The sequence below is a fragment of the Rhodococcus sp. LB1 genome (assembly GCF_001583455.1).
Lineage (GTDB): Bacteria > Actinomycetota > Actinomycetes > Mycobacteriales > Mycobacteriaceae > Rhodococcus_F > Rhodococcus_F opacus.
On sequence record NZ_LTCZ01000437.1, the window covers coordinates 1 to 22655 of the forward strand.

Below are 22655 nucleotides of genomic sequence, written 5' to 3' on the forward strand. Positions count from 1 at the left end.
TAATTCAGCGGCCTCCTAGCAGGCCAATCTCTGCGAGTAACCGGACACGATCCGCATAGCCCCGCCACCGCAGCGTTTTGGCCGTGTAATCGGCCAGCGAGCCGAGCACGGCATCGGCGCCGACGTACGGCGACAGACCATCGTGGAAAGCTTCCAGCGAGCCGAGGCCGGGGACGTCGACCAATTCGACCCCACTGAATCGCTCGACCTGGCGAAGCACGCCGCCGCGAAACTGGTAGGTCGGTCGTGCGTCGATCGTCATTCGCGTGCCATACCAGGAGACGTGATGCATTGGCGGTCGCGGTGACCGTGGGACCCCGCCACAGTATGAGTGAACGGTTCCGCCCACATCGAGGTCTTGTGCCAATCGCCGCGCGAGGATTTCGGTCAAACCGGGCTCGAGACCGGCGCCGACAACGATCGAAGCACCGGATGCCGAAGCGCGTCCATCCAGTTCTGTTCGGGGATCTGCTGGTGGGCGACCGATACCGACCAGCCGGAGGCCGTGCTCCAGCGTGAGATCGAGCGCCGGTGCGGCATCGACCCACGACAGGGCAGTGGCCAATACCGTTTGCTCCGCGAGTAGTTGCCGGGTGCGATGGTGTGCCGCGTCGCCGTGGTGCGCTTCTACCGCAACGTCGGCGGATGCCGGTAGGCCCGCTGCGAGCGCATGCAGCCGTCTCGCGTCGCGGTCGACCAGAGTCAGCTGCAGCGGCGCCGCATGGCGGGGCCAGGAAAGCACCAACTCGCGGGCAGTGGCGGCGCCCATCGGACCACAGCCGATCAGCGCGAACCTGACGGGATCGCTCATCCTCGGCCTCCACTCGTGCGCTGTGCGGCACCATCGAAGCGCCTTCGCGGCACCGCGAAGGCGCTGGCCAACCGGGCCGCGGTGTCCGGGACAAGCACTGCCCCATTGACCAGCACGTTCAGGACCGCGTCCCGAAACCTGTCACCGTGGGATGCTCCGGCCAACCCGGTCAGGGTGAGCACCGCCCGCGCCGCGTTCTGGCAGGACAAGCGCTCGGGCCGCAGCGCATCGGCCATGTCGGAGGCGGCGTGCTCGAGCTCGCTGCAGGGATCTCTGGAAGAGTCCTCGTCACGGGGTGGAACCTCGCCGGTATCCGCCCACGCTCGCAGCCGACGTACCGCGGAGACCTCTGCCGACTCTTCGAATGCCGATCGGGTGAAGTTGGTCGGCGAACGCTCGGGCCGGTTCGCAGCGAGGTACAGGCGGGCCGCATCGGCGCCCGCCACTCCGACAAGTTCTGCGACGCCGACGATGTGGCGGCGGGACGTGGAGAATTTGGCCCCGTCGAGCATGTAGAAGTAGGTCAAGTGCATGACGTCCGGAAAGGGAGCGTGCGTTTCGGTCAGCCCGCGCAGCACTGCGGGGAAAAGGAATACTCGCTCGAACGCGTTGTCGACTCCGAACACCATGCTGGTCCTGGTGCGTGCGGGTTCGTAGGCACTACCAGCGCGGTGTCGCGCAGTCATGACGACATAGCGGGGTGCCAACTCGAAGGCCGGGTAGATGGTCTGACCTGGCAACTCCTCGTCCAATGCCGGGATGCCCGGTCCGCCGAGGACCGTGACGGCAACGGACGGCAGCGCCTCCGACAGCACGGACTCCGCGTATTCGCGGACCGGGTCGCCGAGTGTGATGCTGCCCAGGTATTGCTCGAACCAGGCACGCTGTGGTTCCAGCTCGAGGAACGCACGGCGGAGGGGCCGAAGTTCTGTCGGCTCGTCGCACACGGTGCACACGGCGTCGAGCAGTTCGGCGTCGTCGTGGTACAGACCGCACTGTTCACAGTCGATGCCGTACGCGTCAGGCGACCCGCAACGCGGGCAGCGACCGGCAACGAGTCCCTGGAAGCGCCACGCTCGGCATGGCGAGCAGTAATGTGCGACGGAATCCCGCACTACGATCATGCCGAGCTCACGCAGCGTCGACCATGCTCGCCGGGTCATCTGCTCGATCGACGGCATGTCCTCATGTCGAAGCATCACGTCGTACCCGATATCGGCTGCGGCGAAAGACTCCTCGATTTGGGCGGCGAACTCGCTCGCGACGGCAAGGACGTCACGGCCCTGCCGGCGGGCGGCCAACAGCACGTGCGTTTGCTGCCAGGCGGTGCCGAGCAGGACAGCGGCGTCTTCACCTCGCGCGATGGCAGCACGCCGTAGTGCGTCCGCACCGATGTACGGCCCAGCGATGTGCCCGATGTGCAGGTCACCGTTCGGCGTGGGATTGCTCGGCACGATGAGGTGCTGGGTCATTGTCGGCTACTTTCCGTGAGCAGGTCGACGCCGGCATCCACCGGCGGATGGGCGGTAGGCCGATCCGCGACGTCCCACGAACACGTCGAGCTACGCAGGTCGGGATATAACGGGATCTCGGTGATCGTGTTCAAGACAGTGGCCGCACGCCACGAGGCGAGGCTGAGATTGGGATCCGCGATACCGTGACTGAGCTTTCCTGCGTTGAGGAAGAACATCTTGTTTCCGGCTGGGCCTGCCCATGAAACCGAGTAGTCGGCTGCAAGCTGTGGCAGGCCGCAGGTGGTACGCGCGATACGACCCCCGAGGGGATGGAGGAACTCGGGAAGGGGGAAGTGGTACCCGGTGGCGAGGACCACGATGTCGGCACCGACCGAATCGATTTCGCCGGTATCGATGTGCGTCAGGCTCATCCGCCAGCCCCTGCCACCCGGCCCACGGCAGAGTCCGGTCACTTCACGGCCAGGCAGCAGGGTGGTCCGAATGCGGTCCGAATCGACGAAATCGTTGTGATACAGCCTGCGGTAGATCGATTCCAGCAGCCCCTTCGAAATGCCGTCGCTGGCGAGCTGCTGGGCGTCGAGCAACTGGCTACGCCGGCTCTGCGATAGGCCGTGGAAATACCGAACATAGTCCGGGTGGAACCACTCGTTGGTGAACGGCGACTCGTCGAGCGGCTGGAACCCGATCCGCCTGCTCGCCCAGGTGAGCGAGCCGACTGCATCCCGGCCAGAGAGCTGCAGAAGGTGGTCCACCACCTCGGCACCGCTCTGCCCACCACCGACTACCACGACATCGCGGCCAGCGAGCGAATCGGTGTGGTAGCCGAAGTCAGATGAGTGGAACACATCCTCACCGAGCTTGCCTGTGGCGACCTCCGGCACGTACGGCCGCGGGCCGACCCCGATCGACAGGTGTTGTGCCGCATACGCGCCTCGGGTGGATTCCACCCTGAAAGCCTGCCCGTCGAATGTCACTTCCTCGACCGCACACCCGAACTGCACCTCATCCAATTGGTCGCTGACCCAGCGCAGATAGCTCTCGTACTCTCGGCGAGCGATCAGCGGGGTATGCAAACTGGCGAAGCGGTGGAGCCGACCCGTGCGCGCGAGGAAGTTCAGGAAGGTGTAGCGGCTCGTCGGATCGACCAAGGTTACGAGGTCTTTCAGGTGCGAAACCTGCAGCACCGCGGCGGACAGCATCAGCCCGGGGTACCAACGTTGTGTCGGTTGCCGGTCCAAGAACTTGCACCGCAGCCGACCGATCGGCTTGGAAAGTGCTGCGACGCTGAGATTGGACGGACCTGCACCGATACCAACCAGATCAAGGTGTTCCAACATTGACTGCTCCCTCGACGTCGGGACGGGCAAGCGGTGCGAGACGATTCAGGCTGTCCAGTACGAGCTGCCTCGAAGGACCGAAGTCGATCAGGCAGGCGACCTCGTCCACTCCGGCGGCGGCGACCGCCTCGAGCATTGCCAGGCACTTGGGCACGGCGCCGAGCAAGCTGGCGTCGTCGAAGAAGCGGCGCGTGCGTTCGTCGAGCAATTCCTCCACAACCGCATCGGACAACGCGGGCACCGCAATTCGTCTGCCGCCGCTCACCCGGCCACCACCAGCCGACGCCCGCAGCTCCAGCTCCAACGCCGATCGCAAGTACGACCGCAACGGTGCGCGAGCTGCCGTCCACGCCTGCGCGTCGTCGGCCGTTGCCAGCGTATGCAGCATCAGGGTGACCCGGCCGGAGTCGGGGTCGTGGCCCGCGGTCGCTCGCGCGTCACGGTAGAGTTTGATCTTGCCCGCCAGCTCGCCCAGGTCCTGGCCCAAAAGGTGCGTCAGTAGATTGGTTCCCAATCGTCCTGCCGCAGTGAAAGTGTCGGGATTTCCGGACGCGGTCATCCACAGGGGCAACTCGCCGGAAAGAGGTGCCGGTTGGATAGCCACCTCGACCGTTCGGCCCGAGCCGTTGCGTCGTGTGACCCGCCTTCCGGCCCACAGCGCGCGAAGCTCTGCTACCGAGTCCCGCGAATCGGCCACCCGGGTCTCGTACCGGTCGGGCGCCAACACGAAGTCGTTCGTATTCCATCCGGAACCGATCGACAGCCCGATGCGGCCACCACCGGACAGATTGTCCACCACCGACCATTCCTCGGCGATCCTTATCGGATCATGCAACGGCGCAACGACGCTCCCGGCGCGCAGGTGACACCGCTTCGTTGTGCCAGCAAGTGCGGCGGCCAGAACGGACGGATTCGGGAACAGCCCACCGAAGACGTCGAAATGACGTTCGGGCAACCAGATCGCCTCGTAGCCGAGACGGTCGGCGGCCGCCGCCGCGTCGTGAACCAGGCGGTAGCGGTCTGTGCGGTCCGCCGGCACCGAACCGGAGAAGAACATCACGCTCAAGCTCGGCCTGGCGTTCACGGACGCCACCAGATCGACACGATCTCGACCGGAGTGTCGCCGTCGTTGTGCAGTTGGTGGCGTCGATAGCTCTCGTAGTACAGCGTGTCACCGGCCCGCACCCTCGACTGGAGGCCGTCCAGGGTCAGAATCCCCGATCCGGACTGGACGAACCAGATCTCGCGCACCTCATGGTGATCCTCGGCGGTGGTGACGCCCGCGGGCACACGGATGTGTGCCAGCGTGAATGGCGCCACGGAAACCTCGACGTTCGGCAGATCGACGATTCCGAGTTTCGCGCCCGAGGGCCTGTTCTCGAAGTCCAGTTCCGGCAGTCTTCCGTTGGCACTGTGGGCGACGCCTTGGGTGACCAAGTCTGTGGTCATCGGCTAACTCCTTCAATGGGTTCGAATTGGATGCGATCGCGAGATGATTCCCACGGCCATGACGTGGACAGAGCAGGGGTCAAATGGTCGATCCAGACTGCGCTCTCGCTGTGCCTGGCGAAGAACAGCGTGCCGGCAAGAGCGTCGTCACGGGCCTGCAGCAGGCGCAGCACGAACAACCGTTCGCCGTTCACGACCGTTTCGCCATCGATAGCAATTTTGCCGGGGGTCGCCGACATGACGGGGCCGCGAGCAGTGCGCGCCAGCCCGGATACCGCACGCTGCGCCTGCTGGTAAATGGTCAGCGCACGGGCCAGCGGAACCTCGAAGAACGAGCTCGCACCGGTGTCGCGCTCGACGAAGGTGTAGTAGGGCTGGATACCGAGCCGCACCATGTGCCGCCACATGGTTGCCCACGCCTGAGGTGAGTCGTTCACGTGCCGAATAATCGGCGCCTGCGCTCGGACTGCGGCCCCCGCGGAACGCAACCTCGCCACGGCGGCCGCTGCCGCCTCGCTCTCGAGCTCGCGGGGGTGCGAGACGTGCAGCATGATCGCGACGCTCTTTCCCGCGGCAGCGCACGCCTCGATCAGCCGCAGCAGCTCGTCGGCGTCAGGCCCGGACGTGACGCGGTACGGCCACTGCACCACAGCTTTGGTGCCGATGCGGATGTTCGTCACGTGCTCCAGATCGGGCGCGAGAAGCGGCGTGACCCACCGGGCCAGGACCGGAGTGGACATGATCAGTGGATCGCCGCCGGTGAGCAGCACGTCCGTGACCTCCCGGTGGCCACGGAGGTAATCGATCATCCGACCTGGACCGGGTGCGGCGAACTTCAGGTCCGCATCACCGACGAATTGCGCCCAACGAAAGCAGTACGAGCAGTACGAGTGACACGTCTGACCCTGGGATGGAAATACCAGAAGCGTGTGTCGGTACTTGTGCTGGAGCCCAGCAACCGGCTCGCCGTCGAGCAGTGGCACATTGTGCTCACGCTGACCGGAGGGATGCGGGTTGAGGTCTTGGCGGCACTTCTGGGCGATTGCGTGCAGCTGCTTGCGGTCGACGCCGTTCGAGAGCGCGTCCGACACCAGGTCGTATATACGTGGTGGCACCATCTCGCGGGCCGGAAAGGTCATCCGAAAGATTGGGTCGTCGGGAGCCGACGACCAATCGATCAACTCATCGAGAACATAGTTGTTGACTCTGAACGGCAATAGGTTTGCGACGACGCGCATTTCGTGCCGTTCCTGCTCCGTGAACTGTTCAAGCTGCGGAAGGTCGGCCAGCTGCACGCCGCGGAAGGTTCGCATTGGGTTCTTCATGTAGCTTGCCCCGATCCATTCGACGCGCCTGCTGGAAACATTGCCGACAAAGATCGACCGACCAACAGCTCGAGCCCGGCTTCGACGGAAACACCGTCGGCGAGTTCGATTGTGGCAGATCGTTCGTCCTCATCTCGAGACCGACTCCTCGGCGGCCTGGGATGAATCATGGGTGGCTCTCCCCGTCACCGATAGACACCCTTGGGTGCAAAGTGACCCATCCACAGGCGTCCCGTTCGAGCGCGGAAGCTTCATGCCCCACCGCGGCCGATCGACGCGTGCACCGGGGTACCGAGCGCACTTCCCGAACGCGACTGACGTGCGAGGTGTGCGACGCGAGGCCACATCAGCCGGGCAAGGGGTCCGATACTCCACACCAAGGGTGGATTTACTCCAAGTGTGTCCGGCCCCCATGATGTTTCTGTCCATCGGGGGGTGATCACCCCTCCGAAACGATTGCCTCATCGAGCAATTCATCCTGGGCGTTCCGCTGGAAGGGAAATACTTATGGAAGCCGTTTCAATCGCAGCATTATGGAGTCGGCTACTCGACGGGGCTCCTGTCCGACCCGATGACGATTTCTTCTTCGACCTCGACGGGAACTCGTTGCTCGCCGCCTCGATCGTTTCGGAACTCTCGGTATCCACGGGATTGCCGGTCGAACTCAGAGATCTCTATCTCGCCCCAACTCCGCGTGAGTTCGCCAGCTATCTCGACCAACTGAATCGACGCCTCGGCGAATACCGCACAACCTTGGCCGCCGGATTGGACCTCGGCGTCATCGCAGACGCCCTGGCCGAACTCGGTGCCTCCGCGGCGGACGCCCTGCTGCCCGACGAGGTGACGCTCGCTTACCGCGATGGCGACGGATCCCGGGTTGCATTGTTGCGTCAGGCTCGCGGAAACGGTTCCTGCACACGCCTTCCGATGCAGGGAGGCGACGTGCTGATACGACGAGGAGGGACGGTGCTGCGGTTTGATTGCGACCCTGATTCTGCCGGTGTGCGCATCCTCGTCACCGACCATCCCACCGGGTAGAGCGATGCGATCAAAGGTCACATACGCCGCCACCGGCTCGATCGACGTCCCACTACGTCGGGTGATCGAGTCCGGATTGTGCGGGACCAACCCAATGCACCCAGCAGTCGTGCAAGGCGATGCCGTGCTGACCTATGGTGAGTTGCTCACGAAATCTCGGGAACTCGCCGGGAAACTCACCTCTGGCACGGGCCCAGTTCTGATCAGAAAACCACGGGGCGTGGAGTCTCTCACCGAGATGGTGGGATGCATTCTGGCCGAACGCCCGTTCCTACCGGTCACTCCAGATTCCACGATCGATCCGGCCACCCTCCCGGACACGCCCGAAGGCTGCGGATACCTGCTGACCACCTCGGGCACGTCGGGTGAACCGAAAGTCGTCGTCGGCTCGCGTAGCGGGCTGGCTCGCTACCTACAGTGGCAGCAGGCAGAGCTGGCTCTCGACCCGAGCGATGTGGTGTCCAACACTGCGGATCCGTGGTTCGATTTCTCGTTCAAGGAAACGCTCGGCGCTCTGGTCGCCGGTGCGACGATCACAGTGACACCCCCTGCTGCGCTCGCAGGCGGGACGACATTGCTGACGTGGCTCGCCGAGCATCAGCCCACAACGGTGTGCCTCCTTCCGTCGATGCTGGCCCGGTTGGTTACGGCGATGGACCGAGCCGACCCGACAACGGTCCGCTCGGCGACCGAGCGTCTGCGGCGAATCCTGGTGTCCGGCGAACCTTTTCCGCAACCGCTGCTGAGACGTTGGCGAACACACGCCCCTTACCCCGTCGTCATCAACCTGTATGGGCCCACCGAGTCCACCGTGATCAAACTTCGCCACGTGCTGCCGGTGGGCGCCGAGGTGCACACCGCGATCGTGCCGGTCGGCACACCGATACCGGGTACCGCAATCGAATTCGTGCCGGTCGATGACCTCCACGATGCCCAGGAGCTTTGTATAGTCAGTGAGGACCTCGCGCTGGGTTACCTCACGCCCGTCACCGGGTCGACCCGATTCGAGCGTGATGCGGCGGGCCGACGTCGACTGCGCACCGGAGATCTCGCCTCACTCGCGCCCGATGGCAGCGTCGTTGTGGAAGGCCGACTGGACCACGTCGTCAAGCGCCGCGGCGTCAAGGTCTCGTTGCCGGCCATCGAGGCAGCGGCGGTCGCTGTCCCGGCCGTCGACGCCGCAGCCGCGGTGGTGCAGCAGGGCGACCGGATCGTGTTGTACTGCGGTGTATCCGCAGGTTCGGACGCGCTGTCACTTCGCGCTATTCGGATGGCGCTGCTCGACACGCTCGCCCCAGCCCAGTTGCCGGACAAGATCCTCGTAGTCACGCGACTCCCGTTGGACAGGCGGGCCAAGGTCGATCGTGCGGCGCTTCGCAACGGCACAACGGGCAACTCATGAGCGTTCCCGACGTCGCAAGTGAGCCGATAACGCCGGCGCGTTCACAGCCGAGAAGCATGCAGCGCTTGGTCGCAGGCGCTGCCGTGGACTCATTCGGCACCGGAATCAGCGCGGCTGCCACGATCCTCTACTTCGTCACGATCGTCGGTTTCACCGCCAACTCGGTCGTCGCCGCAATGTCGGCCGGCGCGATCTTCGGTGTCCTCAGTCCCATCCTCGTGGGACGACTGGCGGACCGATTCGGGCTGATCAGGATTTACTGCACAGCCCTCGCGTTGCGCGGAGTCGGATTCGTCGCCTATGCCCTGGCCACCCAGTACGTCACCTTCCTGTTGTTGACGCTTCCGTTGATGGCATTGGAGGCGGCGACGCCGCCACTACAACAGTCGCTGGTAGCGCAGTTGTTCGCCGGTGATGCCCGAATCCGGGTGATGTCCTCGATCAGGGCCGCGCGCAACGTCGCACTCGGCGCCGGAACCCTTGTCGCGGGCGCCGCATTGACGACGCACTCGCAGCCGCTGGTGGCGGGCCTCCTCGCGATAAACGGGACCTCGTTTCTCATACTTGCGTGCGTCGTGTACTCGCTTCGTCGCAGTGCAACACCACCGGCCCAACAGCAGGAGAAGAATTGCGGAAGTTCGAGACCGGCATTGCGCAACCCGGCGTTTCTCGGCCTGGCCGGGCTCAACGGTCTGTTGCTTCTACACGACTCCGTCTTGTTTGTCCTGCTGCCACTGTGGATGGTGTTGCGACTGGGGGCCTCGCCACTGTGGGTCTCACTGATGCTCGCGTTGAACACCGGGCTCACGGTGGCGATGCAACTGGGGTTCGGCCGCATTCGGCGGTTGACGACCGCGACGAACTCGACATTGTTCGTCGCCGCCGGCGCCCTCGTCGCCGCCTGTCTCTGCTGTCTCACCGCCGAACGAATCACCGGATCAACGGCAATTGCCCTCTGCGCGGTGGCAGTTGCGTTACTCACTCTGGGTGAGAACCTCCATAGCATCGCGGCGTGGCAGGTATCTTTCGAACTGGCTCCGGATGGCCGCCGTAGCGAGTACCTCAGCGCATTCAACAGCGGTTCCGGCCTCCAGCGGATCGTCGGGCCGGTGCTCATGACCGGTGTGGTACTCGCGCTGCCCACAACCGGTTGGCTTGTTCTGGCCATCGTCTTTGCCGCGGCCACCGTTGGCTTCACGACGATATCAACTGCCTCTCGGGGCAACGACATTCACCTAACGGCTTCGAAATGAGGCGAACGATGTCAGATCACGTGCTTGTCGTCGGAGGAGGCATGACCATGCCGGGGTTGTTGCGGTCCCTGGGCACCGATGTGCGGACGTCGGTCGTCTGCCAGCTCGCCATCGTGCCGAAACTGCGTGAGCAACATTTGCATCAGCGCATATTGGGTCTGCGGGCGGAGGCGAGCGACCAGGAGTGGCTGGCGATTGCGTCAGCGGTCCATCGCCTCGATCCCTTCACCAAGATCGCGTCGTTCGCCGAACGGGATCAGGATCGGGCAGCCGTGATCGCAGAGGAACTCGGCCTTCCTATGCACACCAGGCAAACCATTCACTGGGTGCACCACAAGCCGAGCATGCGGGAGCGGCTGTCCGCGCTCGGCATAGACGACACACCCCACGCCATCGTCCGGTCCGTCGCCGAGCTGCGCGAGTTTGCACGGATCCACGGATTCCCGTGCATCGCCAAGCCCGCCGTCGGTGCAGGGAGCATAGGAATCCGCCGGATCGAAACCGAGGCCGATCTGGCGACGGCCTTCGATGCAGCCGGCGTCACCGGCGAGTGGACCAGCGGAGGCGTGCTGGTCGAACGGCTGCACATCGGGTCCCAAGTCAGCGTGGAGGCATTTTCCGAGGGAGGCGTTCACGAAATCGTCTGCGTCACCCAGAAGTACTCCGACCCGTTTGCCCACGTCGAGGTAGGCCACGTGCTGCCGGCCCAGGTGAGCGCCGACCAACTGGCAGCGATCGGCGCCTACGTCCGCTCGGTGCTGTCGGCTTTGGAGATCGGCTTCGGCCCGACCCACACCGAGTTGGTGCTGACCGAGGGCGGGCCTCGGATCATCGAGACACACACCCGGCTCGCCGGCGATTGCATCCCCCAGCTGGTCCAGGACGCTCTTGCGGTGAACCTGACCGAGTACACCGTCCGCCAGGCCCTCGGCGAACGGAACCTCCTCAACGGGCTCCGCGCCGAGCTCGCCCACGCGGCGACGCGACCACCCCGGTACGAGGCAATCTGGTTCGCGTCAAGCGAGATGGACTGCACGCTCCAGTCGATAAGCGGCCTCGAGTCGGCTCGACTCGGCGAGGGTGTGCGCGAAGTGGAGCTGTACCGCGCTGCTGGTGCCAGGTTGGAGCCACTGCGCACTTCTGATTCACGGTTCGGACATGCTCGTGCATATGCGGATAACCCCCGAGCGGCGGTTTCGCGAGCCCGAGGCGCCTTGGACGCGACCGAGATCCGGGTACTCCTCCCTCCCCTCCGCTCAACATCGCCTATTTGACTGGGAGCGGTTTGGTGAGAGCGGATGTCGCGCGAGACATGGAGGTCGCGCCACTCCTCGGCTGCAGTTCGCGGCTGGTGAAGTCACCCGACGATCCGGCATCAACCTCGCCCATCACGAAGTCACTGTCGACGCGGCGAAGGCGGTCATCTACACCGAGTGTGCGAGGATTTGGAATCCCATCCACGTCGACATCCGCGTGGCGCACGCCGCGGGACTCCCTGGCACCGTTCTGCACGGTGCCGAGACACTCGCGCGGGCGGTCCCGGCCATTTCTCGTGCCGGCGCTCGCCCAGAGGGGCGGTGGTCACCGGTATCGGCTGCCTGTCGAAGGCCAGCTGAACGCGAGCTTTCGATATTGGACGCGCTTCCACCCGCAACCGCTACAAATGGAATTCGTCAATGTCGATCTTGGAGCAATCCCGCTTCGACGACAAGGTAGTCGTCGTCACCGGTCACCCTCGCGAGGGTGTCCGGATTCCGGATGCCGACGGAGGCACCGATGCTGAACTGTCTGCCTTCTATAGCGCTCTCGAGATCAATTCCTTCATGACCTCGTTGGATCCGGCGTAGATGCGCTGGATGCGGGCGTCGGCGTACATCTGGGCTATGGGGTATTCGAGGATGTAGCCGTACCCTCCGAATAGTTGTAGACAGCGGTCGATCACGGCGCACTGTTGGTCGGTCAACCAGTACTTCGCCATCGCGGCGGTGGTGACGTCGAGTTCGCCGCGAAGGTGTTTGTCGATGCAATCGTCGATGAAGGTGCGCGACACCCTTGCGAGGGAGGCACATTCGGCAAGTTCGAAGCGCGTGTTCTGGAGATCGAAAAGTGTATTCCCGAACATTGTCCGCGATTTGGTGTACGCGATGGTGAGGGCTACTGCGCGTTCGATCGCGGCGACGGCGGCGACGCCGCAGATCAATCTTTCCTGTGGAAGTTGCTGCATCAGCTGGACGAAGCCGGCACCCTCGCGTTCTCCGAGGAGGTTGTCCACGGGGACGCGAAGACGGTCGAAGAACAGTTCAGTGGTGTCCTGCCCCTTCTGGCCCAGCTTGTCGAAGATCTGTCCGCGCGAGAATCCGGGAGTGTCGTCGTTTACCTCGGCGACAACGAGAGACACTCCCTTCGCCCCGAGCGTGGCATCGGTCTTGGCCGCGATGATGACGAGGTCACAGTTGCGACCGTTGGAGATGAAGGTCTTGGCGCCGGTGATGACATAGTCACCCCCGTCGCGCACGGCCTTGGTAGTGATGTTTTGCAGATCTGAGCCGGTTCCCGGTTCGGTCATGGCGATGGCACCGACCCATTCACCGCTTGTGAGCTTGGGAAGCCATCGCGATTTCTGCTCGTAGCTTCCGTACGCGTTCAGGTAGTGCGGGACGATTCCCGAGTGCACACCGAGTTGCAGCGAGTGGTCGCCTGCCATCACCTGTTCGTGAAACAGCACGGCATCGTGAGCGAAAGTTCCTCCCCCTCCGCCGAACTCCGTGGGAATCGACATACCCGACAAGCCCAGCTTGCCCAGGGTGCCGTAGACCTCCTTGTCCGGAAAGCCCTGTTCGGCGAACCGGCGTTGGTGGGGGGTGACCTCCTTGGCGAAGAAGTTGCGTGCGAGTTCGGCAACTGCGCCGAGTTCGTCGTCCATCGATGGGGATGCGCTTTTCGTGGTGGCAGTGTGAGCAGTCAAGGGTCGTCTCCAAAGTTATTGCGAATCAGTCACGATGGGTTAGCTGTCTCAGTTCCCCACGGGGACCTCTGCCGTCCGGGCGGCGGCAGGCTCATACACACCCAGTGCGATGGGGTCGCGGTAGAGCAGCTCGATCTGGGATGTGTACTTCTCGGCGATCGGCTTGCGGCGCAGCTTCATCGTCAAGGTGAGTTCGTCGCCGCCCGGCTCCCAGAAGGTGGGGAGGATCAGGAAGCGTTTGATCTGCTCCACGCGAGAGAGGCCGGTGTTGGCCATCCCGACCGCGGCGGCGATCGTCGCGATCATGTCGCGGTCCGCTGCCAGAGAAGCGGCATCGACCCGGATGCCCTTCGTCGCAGCGAAATTAGCTGCGGACTCGGGGTCGAGTGAGATCAGGGCCGTGTTGTATGGCCGCGCATCTCCGATGGTGGCCACGCCGCCGATGAGCGAGGAGCTGGCCTTGATTGCGTTCTCGATGGTGGCGGGGGACATATTCTTCCCCGAGGAGTTGATGATCAGTTCTTTCTTCCGGTCGATGACCGTGAGGTATCCGTCCGGGTCGATCGACACCACGTCACCGGTGGCCAGCCATCCGTCGGCGTCGACGGCGTCCCCAGTCTTGGCGGGCTCTCCCCGGTAACCCTTCATGACGAGGGGGCCACGAACGAAGAGCTCACCGTCGTTCGCGACCCGCATCTCCATGCCGGGCACGATCTTGCCGACGGTTCCGAGTTTGGTGGGATCGGCCGGGGCCGCGCTGGCGATGCAGGTCAGTTCCGACATCCCCCAGATCTCGGAGATCTGCAGCCCGAGCCCCGCGAAGAACGCCAACGTGTCGGCGGGTATCGGTGCCGCCCCTGACACGGCCCATCTGAGCTCGTCGAATCCGAGTTCGGCGCGCATCGGCGCCAACACCATCGATTCTGCGTCGACGAACTCGTGTTCCAGTTCTTTCGGTACGGGGAGCCCTGCGCGGAGCATCTCGATCCGGCGCGCGCCGACGTCGAGGCCCCACTGCAACGCGTGCCGTCGTGCGTCGTCCGGTTCGTTCGCCACTGCCCGTTCGACCGCGATTTTCAGCTTCTCCCAGACCCGCGGTACCGCGCCCCAGATGGTCGGCCGGCAGTCGGGAAGTGCGGCAGCGATCTGCCGTACGTCCGCGACCACGGTGACTTGCGTTCCGAACACCATCTGGAAGTACAGAGCCGTCATCCGATCGGCGATGTGTGCCGACGGCATGAAGGAGGTGATGCGGTCTCCGAACTCGATCGGGAGGATCCAGCACACCGCGCCGGCCTCGAACAGCAATGCGGCATGAGTCGACTCCACCCCTTTCGGGTTGCCGGTAGTGCCCGAGGTGTAGATCAGGGTTGCAACATCGTCAGGCCGCACCGAGCGCCACGCGGCGTCGAAGTCGAACTCCGGTGAGCCGAGAGCCTTCATCTGGTCCAAGGTGAGCGTCCCGGCCGGGGCAATTCCTGCCTCCGCATCGATGACGACGATCTGCTCCAGCAGTGCGCCGGATTCCCTGATTCGCTCCACGTACTGGGCCTCGCACACCACGACCTTGGCTTCGGCGTTGCCGAGAACGAATGCGATGGCAGATGGGGGAAGCGTGTTGTAGATCGAGAACGACGTCGCCCCGACATGTAGCGCTCCGACATCGACGGGGTAGAAGTCCACACGATTGGCCATCATCAAGGCGACGGTGTCGCCGCGGCGGACTCCGAGTGCGGCGAATCCGGCCGCCACTTCGCGGACCTGACTCGAGTAGTGCCGCCAGGTCAACGTCTGTGAGTTGCCGACCGTCCGTAGTGCGATGGCGTCCGGGTCGATGGCGGCGGTGCGTTGAAATGCTGCGCACAGGGTGTGGGGCGCTTCGTCGATGGTCATGGCGTTCTCCTCGGTTCAGGACCGGCTGTTGTGGATCCACTCGGATATGCGGTGACGGGGCGTTCTTCGAGCTCGCGGATCAGTTGGTGGCATTCGGCGTCGGCCGCCAGGTAGCCGTCGGCGAGCACGTTCACCAGTCCTCGTCCCAGTGCCCACGGTTGCCATGCCGCTGGAGCGAGGGTGCGTCCGGCGCGGCGAGCGATGGCGTCCGCGATCACAGTCGCGGCATCCTCCGGGCTGATGCGGCGGCGCAGCGGACGAGGAAGACGCGCATCGAGCCTTCTGCCGATCTCGTCGTCGTCGAGCGTTGCCCGCGCCAGTTGGGTGTCGACCATCCCGAAGTACGCCACACCCGCGGAGGCGCCGTAGCCGGCGAGTTCGAGACGGAGTGCCCGGCCGAGTTGTTCGACGGCGGCCTTGCTGATCATGTAGGACGCGCCACCGAGACCGGGTGCGAAGGCCGCCGCAGACGACACCACCACGATGTGGCCGCGTCGCGTAATCACTTCGTCGATCGCAGGATGGACGGTATTGAAGACGCCCGTGAGGTTGATGTCGATCACGCGGTCGAAGCCCGCCGGATCGATCTGGCGGAGGGTGGACGGGGGCGGGGTCACTCCGGCGTTCGCGATCACCACATCGAGCCGCCCATACCGCTCGATCACCCCGTGTACGGCCGCATCCATGCCGGGACGGTCGCGGACATCGGCGACCAGGGTGAGGACGCGCCGTCTGCCGAGCGCGAATTCGGCTGCCGTCAGCCCGGATTGATTGACATCGATCAGCGCGACGGTGGCGCCGCGGGCATGCAGCGCTCGTGCCGCTGCCAGTCCGATCCCGTCGCCTCCGCCGGTAATCAGGACCACCTTGCCGGCAACGTTGTACTCTGCGCCTCGACCGGGAAGTGGGAGTCCCAGGTCTCTCAGGGTGCGAGCGATTGTCGATCGGGTCCTGAACGTGGCCATCATCAATGCCTTCCGTGGAGCAGTCTGACGAGAACTCGGACCAGAGCGTCGGTCCGTGGTGTGCGCCGAAACGTGGTGAGCGGCAGAATCGACGGGAATCGCTGCCTCGTCATCGCACGGGGAAAGGTGAACTCCCTCAACCCGTCAGCACCGTGGACCCGGCCGAATCCGGAATCACCGACACCACCCAGCGGCAGGCTGGGGACTGCGGCGTACATGACGTACGAATTGACCGACACTGCGCCGGTGCGGATTCTCCTCGCGATCTCCTCGCCGCGTCGGCGGGAAAAGACGCTCAGCCCCAATCCGTATCGGCTCGCGTTGGTCCGTTCGACCGCGTCGTCCATATCCCGCACCCTGGTGACGGTCAGTGTCGGCCCGAATGTCTCCTCGGTGACCGCGGCACTGTCCTCCGGCACGTCCACCAGAATGGTCGGCTGCACGAGGTTGCCCTTGATGGCGTCCGGCCCTCCGAGTACGGCGCGGCCACCCTTTCCGATCGCGTCGTCGATGTGGCGACGGATGACGTCGATCTGCGTGGGCATCGTGATGGGACCGATCTGGGCGTTCCCGCCGGAACCGGCCCGGATCGTGCTTGCAAGAGTGACCACCCGATCGACGAACGCGTCGAATACCTCTTCGTGCACGTACACCCGCTCCACCCCGAGGCAGGTCTGACCGGCGTTGGAGAGCCCACCCCACACGGCCGCGTCGGCCGCCGCGTCGAGGTCGCCGTCAGCATCGACGATCAAGGCGTCCTTTCCGCCGCACTCCATCAGGACCGGAGTGAGTGTCTCCGCGCACGCGGACATCACTTTCTTACCCGTGGCGGTGGAACCGGTGAACCCGATCTTGTCCACGCCCGATCGGCACAGCGCGGCTCCCGTGGAGCCGTCACCCGTGACCACCTGCAGAACCGGGTGTTCCGGCACGACTTCGGACAATGTCTGGGCCAACCACACACCGACGTCCGGGGTGTACTCGCTGGGCTTGTAGACGACGGTGTTCCCGGCTGCGAGCGCGAAGGACAGAGAACCGAGCGGGGTGAAAATCGGGTAGTTCCACGGTCCGATCACCCCCACCACTCCGACGGGGAGATATTCGACGCCGGCCGATTGGTTGACGGTGAGGAGGCTGGAGCGGACCGTGCGCCGACCCAGTACGCGGGCGGCGTTTTTCGCCGCCCACGCGAGATGTTCCAAGGCCATCGCAATTTCGAGCATCGCGTCCGCACGCGGCTTACCCATCTCGAGGTGGGTGAGCTCCGCGAGTTCGGGTGCCCGACGGGCGATGATGCCCCGCCACGCGTCGAGTCGCCGGGCCCGTTCATCGTGTCCCAGCGGCCCCCACCAGCCCGAGACCTCGCGCGCGCGGCGCACCGCGTCGTCGATGTCGTCGGCCGACCCGCGTGGGTGGGTGCCGACCACCCACCCGGTCGCCGGACTGATCACATCGAACATGTCGGCCGCAGCCGAGGTGGTGATCATCGGGTGGTGCCCCTCGGTTCGTCGAGCGCCGTGTCGTTGAGCGCCTTGTCGGCGAGCGCATTCGCCCATCCCCGTGTCACCCGACGGAGGATTGGCAGGGTCAGTGCGAGGAATGGGGCAAACCCGGGCGTGGTGTCCATCGCAAAGGTCCAGGTGAGCCGGGTTCCGTCAAGCGACGGTTCCAGGGTGATGTCCTCGGCGAACCGGCGGAATCCCGGTCTGCGGGCGGACTCGGCGGTGAAGGTCATCCGTCTGCCCTCGTCCCAGCGGTAGAAGCGTTCCCTCAGAGCCGCGGCGCCGTGACCGAGCGTCACGGTTCTGGTGGTACCGACGCCGAAGGGCCGGGACGATGTCCACTCGCTTGCCGTGATCAGCCGCGCCCACGACACCAGTGCGTCGTCTGCGGTCAACACACTCCACACGTGGTCGGTGTCCGTCGGCGCGTTCACGACGTGCACGAGCCGGAATCGGGCGGTCTGCAGGAACTCGTCGTCGGTGGCGGCGAGTGGGTACCAGCGCGTCACAGGTCGATCACCAGCGATCCACCGGTCGAGCGGGACAGACAGATCAGCATCGAATCCTCCCGTTCGTTGTGCGTCAGGATTCTGTCGCGGTGTTCGACCTCGCCGGCCAGAACACGTACGCGACAGGTGCCGCAAAAGCCCTGCCGGCACGAGTAGGCGACGCAGGGGACCTCCCGGCGGATCGCCGCGAGCGCGGTCTCGTCCGGCCCGACGGACACGGTCGTCCCTCGGCGGGCGAGGTGTATCTCGAACTCGCGGCCATCGACCACCGGAAGTGGTGAGAAGCGTTCGGTGTGAAGTGATCCGGTCGGGTCGATCTCGCGCATCAGCCGACGTGCGGTTGTCATCAACGGTGTCGGGCCGCACATGTAGACAGCGGCACCAGGTGAAGCCGTGGCGACGATTCCGGCGATATCACGAGGACCGAATTCGTCGTCCGGCCGGATCTCTACCTGGCCACGGGAGTACCGGGCGAGTTCGCCGAGGAACGGCATGGTCGCTCGGGAGCGTCCGAGATAGACCAGCCTCCATGGCAGCTCACGGTCGTGGCATTTCTTCAGCATCGGCAGGATCGGAGTGATTCCGATTCCGCCCGCGACGAACAGATACGAGTCCGCGGCCACCAGCGGGAAGGCGTTGCGCGGCCCCCGCACGGTGATCGACGTCCCTGCCCGCAGGGAGTCGTGTACCTCGATCGAGCCACCCAGGCCGGTGTCGATCCGACGCACCGCGATGCGGTAGGACGACAGATCGTCGGGGTCGCCGCACAGAGAGTACTGCCGTTGCCTTCCCGACGGGAGGATCAGGTCGAGGTGCGCGCCCGGGATCCAGGACGGAAGGTCGCGTCCGTCCGGCGACACCACGGTCAGGCTGACCACATCAGCCGCCTCGGTCCGCACCTCCGCAACGATCAGATCCCTATCGAACCCCCAGTTGCGCACGGGCTTCGGCCTCGACAGCCACGGAGCAGCACGGCTGGCGGCGAACACGTGCCGGTACGCGACCGTCGCCCGCGCGGCCAGCCGGAGAACCCTGGAGGGTTCGAAATGGGGCGTATCGGAGTCCGAGCCTGCGGAACTGTCCGACGTCGTCATCGTCATGAGTGGCCTTCTCGGTAGGAAGGGTTGGCGGCAGGCGACTGTGCGAGGTAGCGCATCGCCACATCCATGTCACCGATCTGCGAGGGATGGAAGCTGGGACGGAGGTACGGCGGGATTTCCGTGATCAGGAATTTGATGTTGGGCACGAGCCCCCGCCTGGTTGCACGGATCAGCTGCAGTGGCCAGAAGTGCCCCTTGTCCGCCGACGGGTCGGTGCGGAAGAGGTAGTTCATCGATGTCAGGAACAGCAGGATGAGCGTGAGGCTGGCGATCAGTGCCGTTCGTACGCGGCGGGCATAGCTGCCGTCGACGTACATGTAGGCGTCGAAGGCGACGTTGCGGTGCTCGACCTCCTCGGCCCCGTGCCACCGGACCATGTCGAGCATCACCGGGTGCATGCCCGCCTTCTCCAGTGCGGGGTCCGTCAGCAGCCACTCCCCCACCACGGCGGTGTAGTGCTCCATGGCGGCGAACAAGCCCAGCCGTTCACACAGCCACGCCCGTTTCGCACGGCCGGACAGCCCTCGATCTCCCAGAATCCGGTCTACGAGCCAGTCCATCTTCTTCGACATCGGTTCGATGTCCATGCCCAGTTCCGCGAGGTGTTCACGGGCACCCCTGTGCGACGCGGCATGAGTCGCCTCCTGGCCGACGAACCCCACCACTTCCTCGTGGAGCCGCTCGTCCTCGATCAGCGGCAGCGCCTCGGCCAACGTCGCGGACATCGCGCGCTCGCCTTCGGGAAGTACCAGGTGCATGAAGTTGATGACATGCGTGGCCATCGGCTCCCCGGGAACATAGTGCAACGGCACTCCGTCCCAGGAGAACTCGACGTCACGAGCGGTGATCGCGTGTGCCTCGTCTGTGTATCGCCGCGCACCGACAGGATCGACCACAGGGTTTCGACCTATTCGGGGAAACGACATCATCCTGCTGTCCTCACTGTCGACTTTGCCGAGGCTCCGACCCCGCTGAGGATGTATTGGTCGAGGTCCACCCGGCGGGTCCGCGCGCGGAAGCGGCGGTTGAACCCCGGGTAGAAGGTGAAGTTGCGGCCCTCGCCGCTGAGGTAGTAGCTGGTGCACCCGCCGGTGTTCCATACCGAGGTCTGTAGCCTCTCGTCGACCTCGTCGACGAAGGCCTGCTGGACGTCGGGGCGGACGTCGATACTCGCCGCCCCCTGCGCGTTCATTTCCTGCAGGCAACTGAGGATGTACGCAATCTGCGCTTCGATGGTCACAACCTGCGAGGTGTAGACGACGGAGTTGGGGCCGAGCAACATGAAGAAGTTGGGGAATCCACTGATTGTGGTGCCGAGATAGGCTCGGGCATTGCCGTTCCACGCCTCGGCCAGGGTACGACCGTCTCGCCCTCGCACCACATCGAACGCCGGATTGTCGGTCAGCCGGAAGCCCGTTCCCATCACGATCGTGTCGACCTCGTGCAGAACGCCGTCCTCGGTGACGATCCCGTTCGATCGCACTTCACGAATTCCGTCGGTGACCACGTCCACATTCGCCTGCGCGAGCGCCGGATAGAAGGAGTTGGAAAACGTCGGTCGTTTACAACCGAACGCATAGGTGGGCGTGAGCTTTGTCCGCAGCTCCGGGTTGCAGACCTGGCGGCGCAGGTGTGCGCGGCCGAGCGCCGCCAGCCCTTTCAGCAGCGCCGGCTTGTACACGAAACCTGGAACCATCGCCTCTTGGACCAGATCGAGACCGGCCCGCGCCAGCCGCTGGGCAACAGGTACCCGCGCGAACAATCTTTGTGGCCATCCGGTCATTGGTTGGTCGGGATGCGGAAGTATCCACGTCGGGGTCCGCTGGAACACCGTCATCGAACCGACGCTCGGCTGGATTCGGGGGATGATCTGCACCGCAGAGGCACCGGTTCCGATCACCGCGACCCTTTCCCCGGCGAGATCGTGCTCGTGGTCCCAGGCGGCGGAGTGAAAGACGGCGCCCTGGAAGCTCGCCAGTCCGGGAAGGTTCGGTACCGCCGGTTCACTGAACGGGCCCATCGCCCCGACCAGAATCCGCGCCTCCCAGTTTCCGTGACTGGTGGTCACGTGCCACACCTGCGAGTCGTCGTCCCAGGTCGCGTCTTGCACGTCATGACCCATCCGCAGGTGCGGGACGATGCCGAAGTTCTCAGCGCAGGCGCGCAGATAGTCGTGGATCTCCTGCTGCAGCGGGTAGAGCCTGGTCCAGTTCGGGTTGGGAGCAAAAGAGAATGAATAGAGGATCGAGGGGATGTCGCATTGCGCTCCCGGGTAGGTATTGACCCGCCACGTTCCGCCGATGTCCTCCGCACGGTCGAGCACGACGAAGTCGTCGATGCCGGCTTGTTTCAGTCTGATCGCAGTTCCCAGCCCACCGAATCCCGCGCCGACGATGAGTACGTCGACCCTTTCGGGTGCGTGATCGACGTTGTCGACCGGAAGTTCCACCGGTATTGCAGACCTGACCATTCGGGCGTCCTCCTCGTTGATGCCGCGCATGCCGAAGACACTAGAACTGACATCACACGCTGTCAACAGTGGTCGATGTCAACATTTACAGGAAGGCCGCACAGGCGTCCGACCTGAACGCCGCAGTGAGAGGATGACGACATGACCGAGATCGACACCGGCCGCCGAGCAGGCCTCACGAGCGGTACTTCTACGAGAGCTTCGCCGGCAGGGACGAACTCCTGGTCGCCGTTCCGGATCGCGTCGTCCTCACCGCACGCGCCACGTTGATCACGGCGCTACACACCTCCCCGACGGAGCCACACGATCTGATTAGGCACGTCGTCCGCGCCTTCACCGACTACATCGCACAGGATCGTCGCGACGGAAAGATCATGTTCGCCGAGTCGCAGAGTGTTCCGGAGCTCGCGCAACGGGGCGAGCAACTCGTCAAGGAATTCACGGCGCCGATCGCGGCATCGCTCGACAGGCTGAGCGGCGACGAAAAACGCGACAAGGTCACCACTCAACTCAACTCGACAGCGATCTTCGGCGCTCTCGCGTTCCTGTACCAGCACTGACTCACCGGGAACTCCCGAATCTCCAAAAGCCGGGTCATAGAGCATGTTTCGTTGGTGATCGAGGACCAGGTCAATGTCAACAGCACGCCGGATCCAACCAGGTGACGACCGACCGGTACACAACCACCGCAGGCTCGCGGATGCCTGACCGAAGCCGATGGACACCCCTCCCCCGCTCGACGACACCGCGCACATCTGCCTCGCCCGCGCCGACCTCCAGAAGACCGGCTGACGCAGTAACACACTGACGCCGCGGGCAGAGAACGGCACACAAGTGTCGACACACAAACGCCGAATCGCATTGTCCACACATGGTTTCCAATACGATCGGATGAGGATGTGGCAGTGCTTTCGGTGGATTGACGTTCAGAGGGCGTGCTGGTCGTCAGAGACCCATCCGCGAGCGAAGTCCGTTGGGGTCGCGCTGCGCATTCGGCCCTCGGCGAAAGCGCCGAGGGCCGAGAACTTTACGGCGCAACCGGGTAGCGGCTGGTGATCGCGACCCGGTTCCAGGCGTTCATCACGGTCGCGAGCCAGCTGATCGCGGACACCTGTTCGTCGGTGAGGGAGCCGTCATCCCACTCTCGCCGTTCCGGAACGG

Annotated in this window: 20 protein-coding genes and 1 pseudogene; 6 read left to right on the forward strand and 15 right to left on the reverse strand. The window is 64.5% G+C overall.

All coding sequences use genetic code 11. The features are described from left to right. Positions 1–4: 4 nt before the first annotated feature. The 6 genes from AZG88_RS46775 to AZG88_RS46800 are packed head-to-tail and all read right to left on the reverse strand — an operon-like array spanning position 5 to position 6211. Positions 5–811, reverse strand: coding sequence for a saccharopine dehydrogenase family protein (locus AZG88_RS46775; RefSeq protein WP_231914448.1), 807 nt, complete (start codon positions 809–811; stop codon positions 5–7). Continuing rightward, complete coding sequence (locus AZG88_RS46780) at positions 808–2283, reverse strand: class I tRNA ligase family protein (protein ID WP_061044516.1); 1476 nt, start codon at positions 2281–2283, stop codon at positions 808–810. Before AZG88_RS46780 ends, AZG88_RS46775 begins: the two co-directional genes overlap by 4 nt. Then, positions 2280–3623, reverse strand: a complete 1344-nt coding sequence (locus AZG88_RS46785; RefSeq protein WP_082833658.1) for a lysine N(6)-hydroxylase/L-ornithine N(5)-oxygenase family protein — start codon at positions 3621–3623, stop codon at positions 2280–2282. The genes AZG88_RS46780 and AZG88_RS46785 overlap by 4 nt, the downstream gene beginning before the upstream one ends. Then, positions 3607–4707 carry a MupA/Atu3671 family FMN-dependent luciferase-like monooxygenase gene (locus tag AZG88_RS46790; RefSeq protein WP_231914449.1) on the reverse strand — a complete coding sequence of 367 codons (1101 nt, stop codon included), beginning with the start codon at positions 4705–4707 and terminating at the stop codon, positions 3607–3609. The genes AZG88_RS46785 and AZG88_RS46790 overlap by 17 nt, the downstream gene beginning before the upstream one ends. Then, positions 4704–5072: a cupin domain-containing protein gene (locus AZG88_RS46795; protein WP_061701407.1), complete on the reverse strand. Its 369-nt coding sequence runs from the start codon at positions 5070–5072 to the stop codon at positions 4704–4706. The genes AZG88_RS46790 and AZG88_RS46795 overlap by 4 nt, the downstream gene beginning before the upstream one ends. Next, positions 5069–6211, reverse strand: a complete 1143-nt coding sequence (locus AZG88_RS46800) for a KamA family radical SAM protein (protein WP_231914450.1) — start codon at positions 6209–6211, stop codon at positions 5069–5071. Before AZG88_RS46800 ends, AZG88_RS46795 begins: the two co-directional genes overlap by 4 nt. 693 nt (positions 6212–6904) lie before the next feature. Here AZG88_RS46800 and AZG88_RS46805 point away from each other — a divergent pair. From AZG88_RS46805 to AZG88_RS51290, 5 genes are all read left to right on the forward strand, one after another. Continuing rightward, positions 6905–7435 (forward strand): phosphopantetheine-binding protein, encoded by a 531-nt coding sequence (locus AZG88_RS46805; protein WP_061701409.1) that lies wholly within the window; start codon positions 6905–6907, stop codon positions 7433–7435. 220 nt (positions 7436–7655) lie between these two features. After that, entirely contained in the window at positions 7656–8837 is a 1182-nt protein-coding gene (locus tag AZG88_RS46810) for an AMP-binding protein (protein WP_231914451.1), read from the forward strand. A gap of 56 nt (positions 8838–8893) precedes the next feature. Then, the gene (locus AZG88_RS46815) at positions 8894–10090 is read left to right on the forward strand and encodes an MFS transporter (protein WP_061701411.1); all 1197 of its coding nucleotides are present in this window, start codon (positions 8894–8896) and stop codon (positions 10088–10090) included. 41 nt (positions 10091–10131) lie between these two features. Further along, positions 10132–11364, forward strand: a complete 1233-nt coding sequence (locus AZG88_RS46820) for an ATP-grasp domain-containing protein (RefSeq protein WP_231914452.1) — start codon at positions 10132–10134, stop codon at positions 11362–11364. Continuing rightward, on the forward strand, positions 11261–11806 hold the full coding sequence (locus AZG88_RS51290) for a MaoC/PaaZ C-terminal domain-containing protein (RefSeq protein WP_231914453.1): 546 nt from the start codon (positions 11261–11263) through the stop codon (positions 11804–11806). Before AZG88_RS46820 ends, AZG88_RS51290 begins: the two co-directional genes overlap by 104 nt. A gap of 79 nt (positions 11807–11885) precedes the next feature. On the opposite strand, the gene AZG88_RS46825 is transcribed toward AZG88_RS51290, so the two are convergent. The 8 genes from AZG88_RS46825 to AZG88_RS46860 are packed head-to-tail and all read right to left on the reverse strand — an operon-like array spanning position 11886 to position 21494. Further along, positions 11886–13055 carry an acyl-CoA dehydrogenase family protein gene (locus AZG88_RS46825; RefSeq protein WP_061701412.1) on the reverse strand — a complete coding sequence of 390 codons (1170 nt, stop codon included), beginning with the start codon at positions 13053–13055 and terminating at the stop codon, positions 11886–11888. Positions 13056–13103: 48 nt separating this feature from the next. After that, positions 13104–14948, reverse strand: coding sequence for a fatty acid--CoA ligase FadD11 (fadD11, locus tag AZG88_RS46830; protein ID WP_061701413.1), 1845 nt, complete (start codon positions 14946–14948; stop codon positions 13104–13106). Next, on the reverse strand, positions 14945–15916 hold the full coding sequence (locus tag AZG88_RS46835) for an SDR family oxidoreductase (RefSeq protein WP_061701414.1): 972 nt from the start codon (positions 15914–15916) through the stop codon (positions 14945–14947). The genes fadD11 and AZG88_RS46835 overlap by 4 nt, the downstream gene beginning before the upstream one ends. Further along, a complete protein-coding gene (locus AZG88_RS46840; protein ID WP_061701415.1) occupies positions 15916–17400 on the reverse strand; it encodes an aldehyde dehydrogenase family protein in 1485 nt (494 codons plus the stop codon). The genes AZG88_RS46835 and AZG88_RS46840 overlap by 1 nt, the downstream gene beginning before the upstream one ends. Then, positions 17397–17924 (reverse strand): SRPBCC family protein, encoded by a 528-nt coding sequence (locus AZG88_RS46845; RefSeq protein ID WP_061701416.1) that lies wholly within the window; start codon positions 17922–17924, stop codon positions 17397–17399. Before AZG88_RS46845 ends, AZG88_RS46840 begins: the two co-directional genes overlap by 4 nt. Beyond that, entirely contained in the window at positions 17921–19024 is a 1104-nt protein-coding gene (locus AZG88_RS46850) for a PDR/VanB family oxidoreductase (protein ID WP_061701417.1), read from the reverse strand. The genes AZG88_RS46845 and AZG88_RS46850 overlap by 4 nt, the downstream gene beginning before the upstream one ends. Beyond that, the gene (locus AZG88_RS46855; RefSeq protein WP_005241326.1) at positions 19021–19953 is read right to left on the reverse strand and encodes a metal-dependent hydrolase; all 933 of its coding nucleotides are present in this window, start codon (positions 19951–19953) and stop codon (positions 19021–19023) included. Before AZG88_RS46855 ends, AZG88_RS46850 begins: the two co-directional genes overlap by 4 nt. Then, the gene (locus AZG88_RS46860) at positions 19950–21494 is read right to left on the reverse strand and encodes a flavin-containing monooxygenase (RefSeq protein ID WP_061701419.1); all 1545 of its coding nucleotides are present in this window, start codon (positions 21492–21494) and stop codon (positions 19950–19952) included. Before AZG88_RS46860 ends, AZG88_RS46855 begins: the two co-directional genes overlap by 4 nt. 374 nt (positions 21495–21868) lie before the next feature. Here AZG88_RS46860 and AZG88_RS52360 point away from each other — a divergent pair, with 374 nt between their 5' ends. Further along, positions 21869–22054, forward strand: coding sequence for a hypothetical protein (locus AZG88_RS52360; protein WP_143767434.1), 186 nt, complete (start codon positions 21869–21871; stop codon positions 22052–22054). A 467-nt stretch (positions 22055–22521) separates the two neighbouring features. On the opposite strand, the pseudogene AZG88_RS46870 reads toward AZG88_RS52360, so the two are convergent. After that, positions 22522–22655 (reverse strand): annotated as a pseudogene (locus AZG88_RS46870) (carboxymuconolactone decarboxylase family protein); the annotation flags it as partial.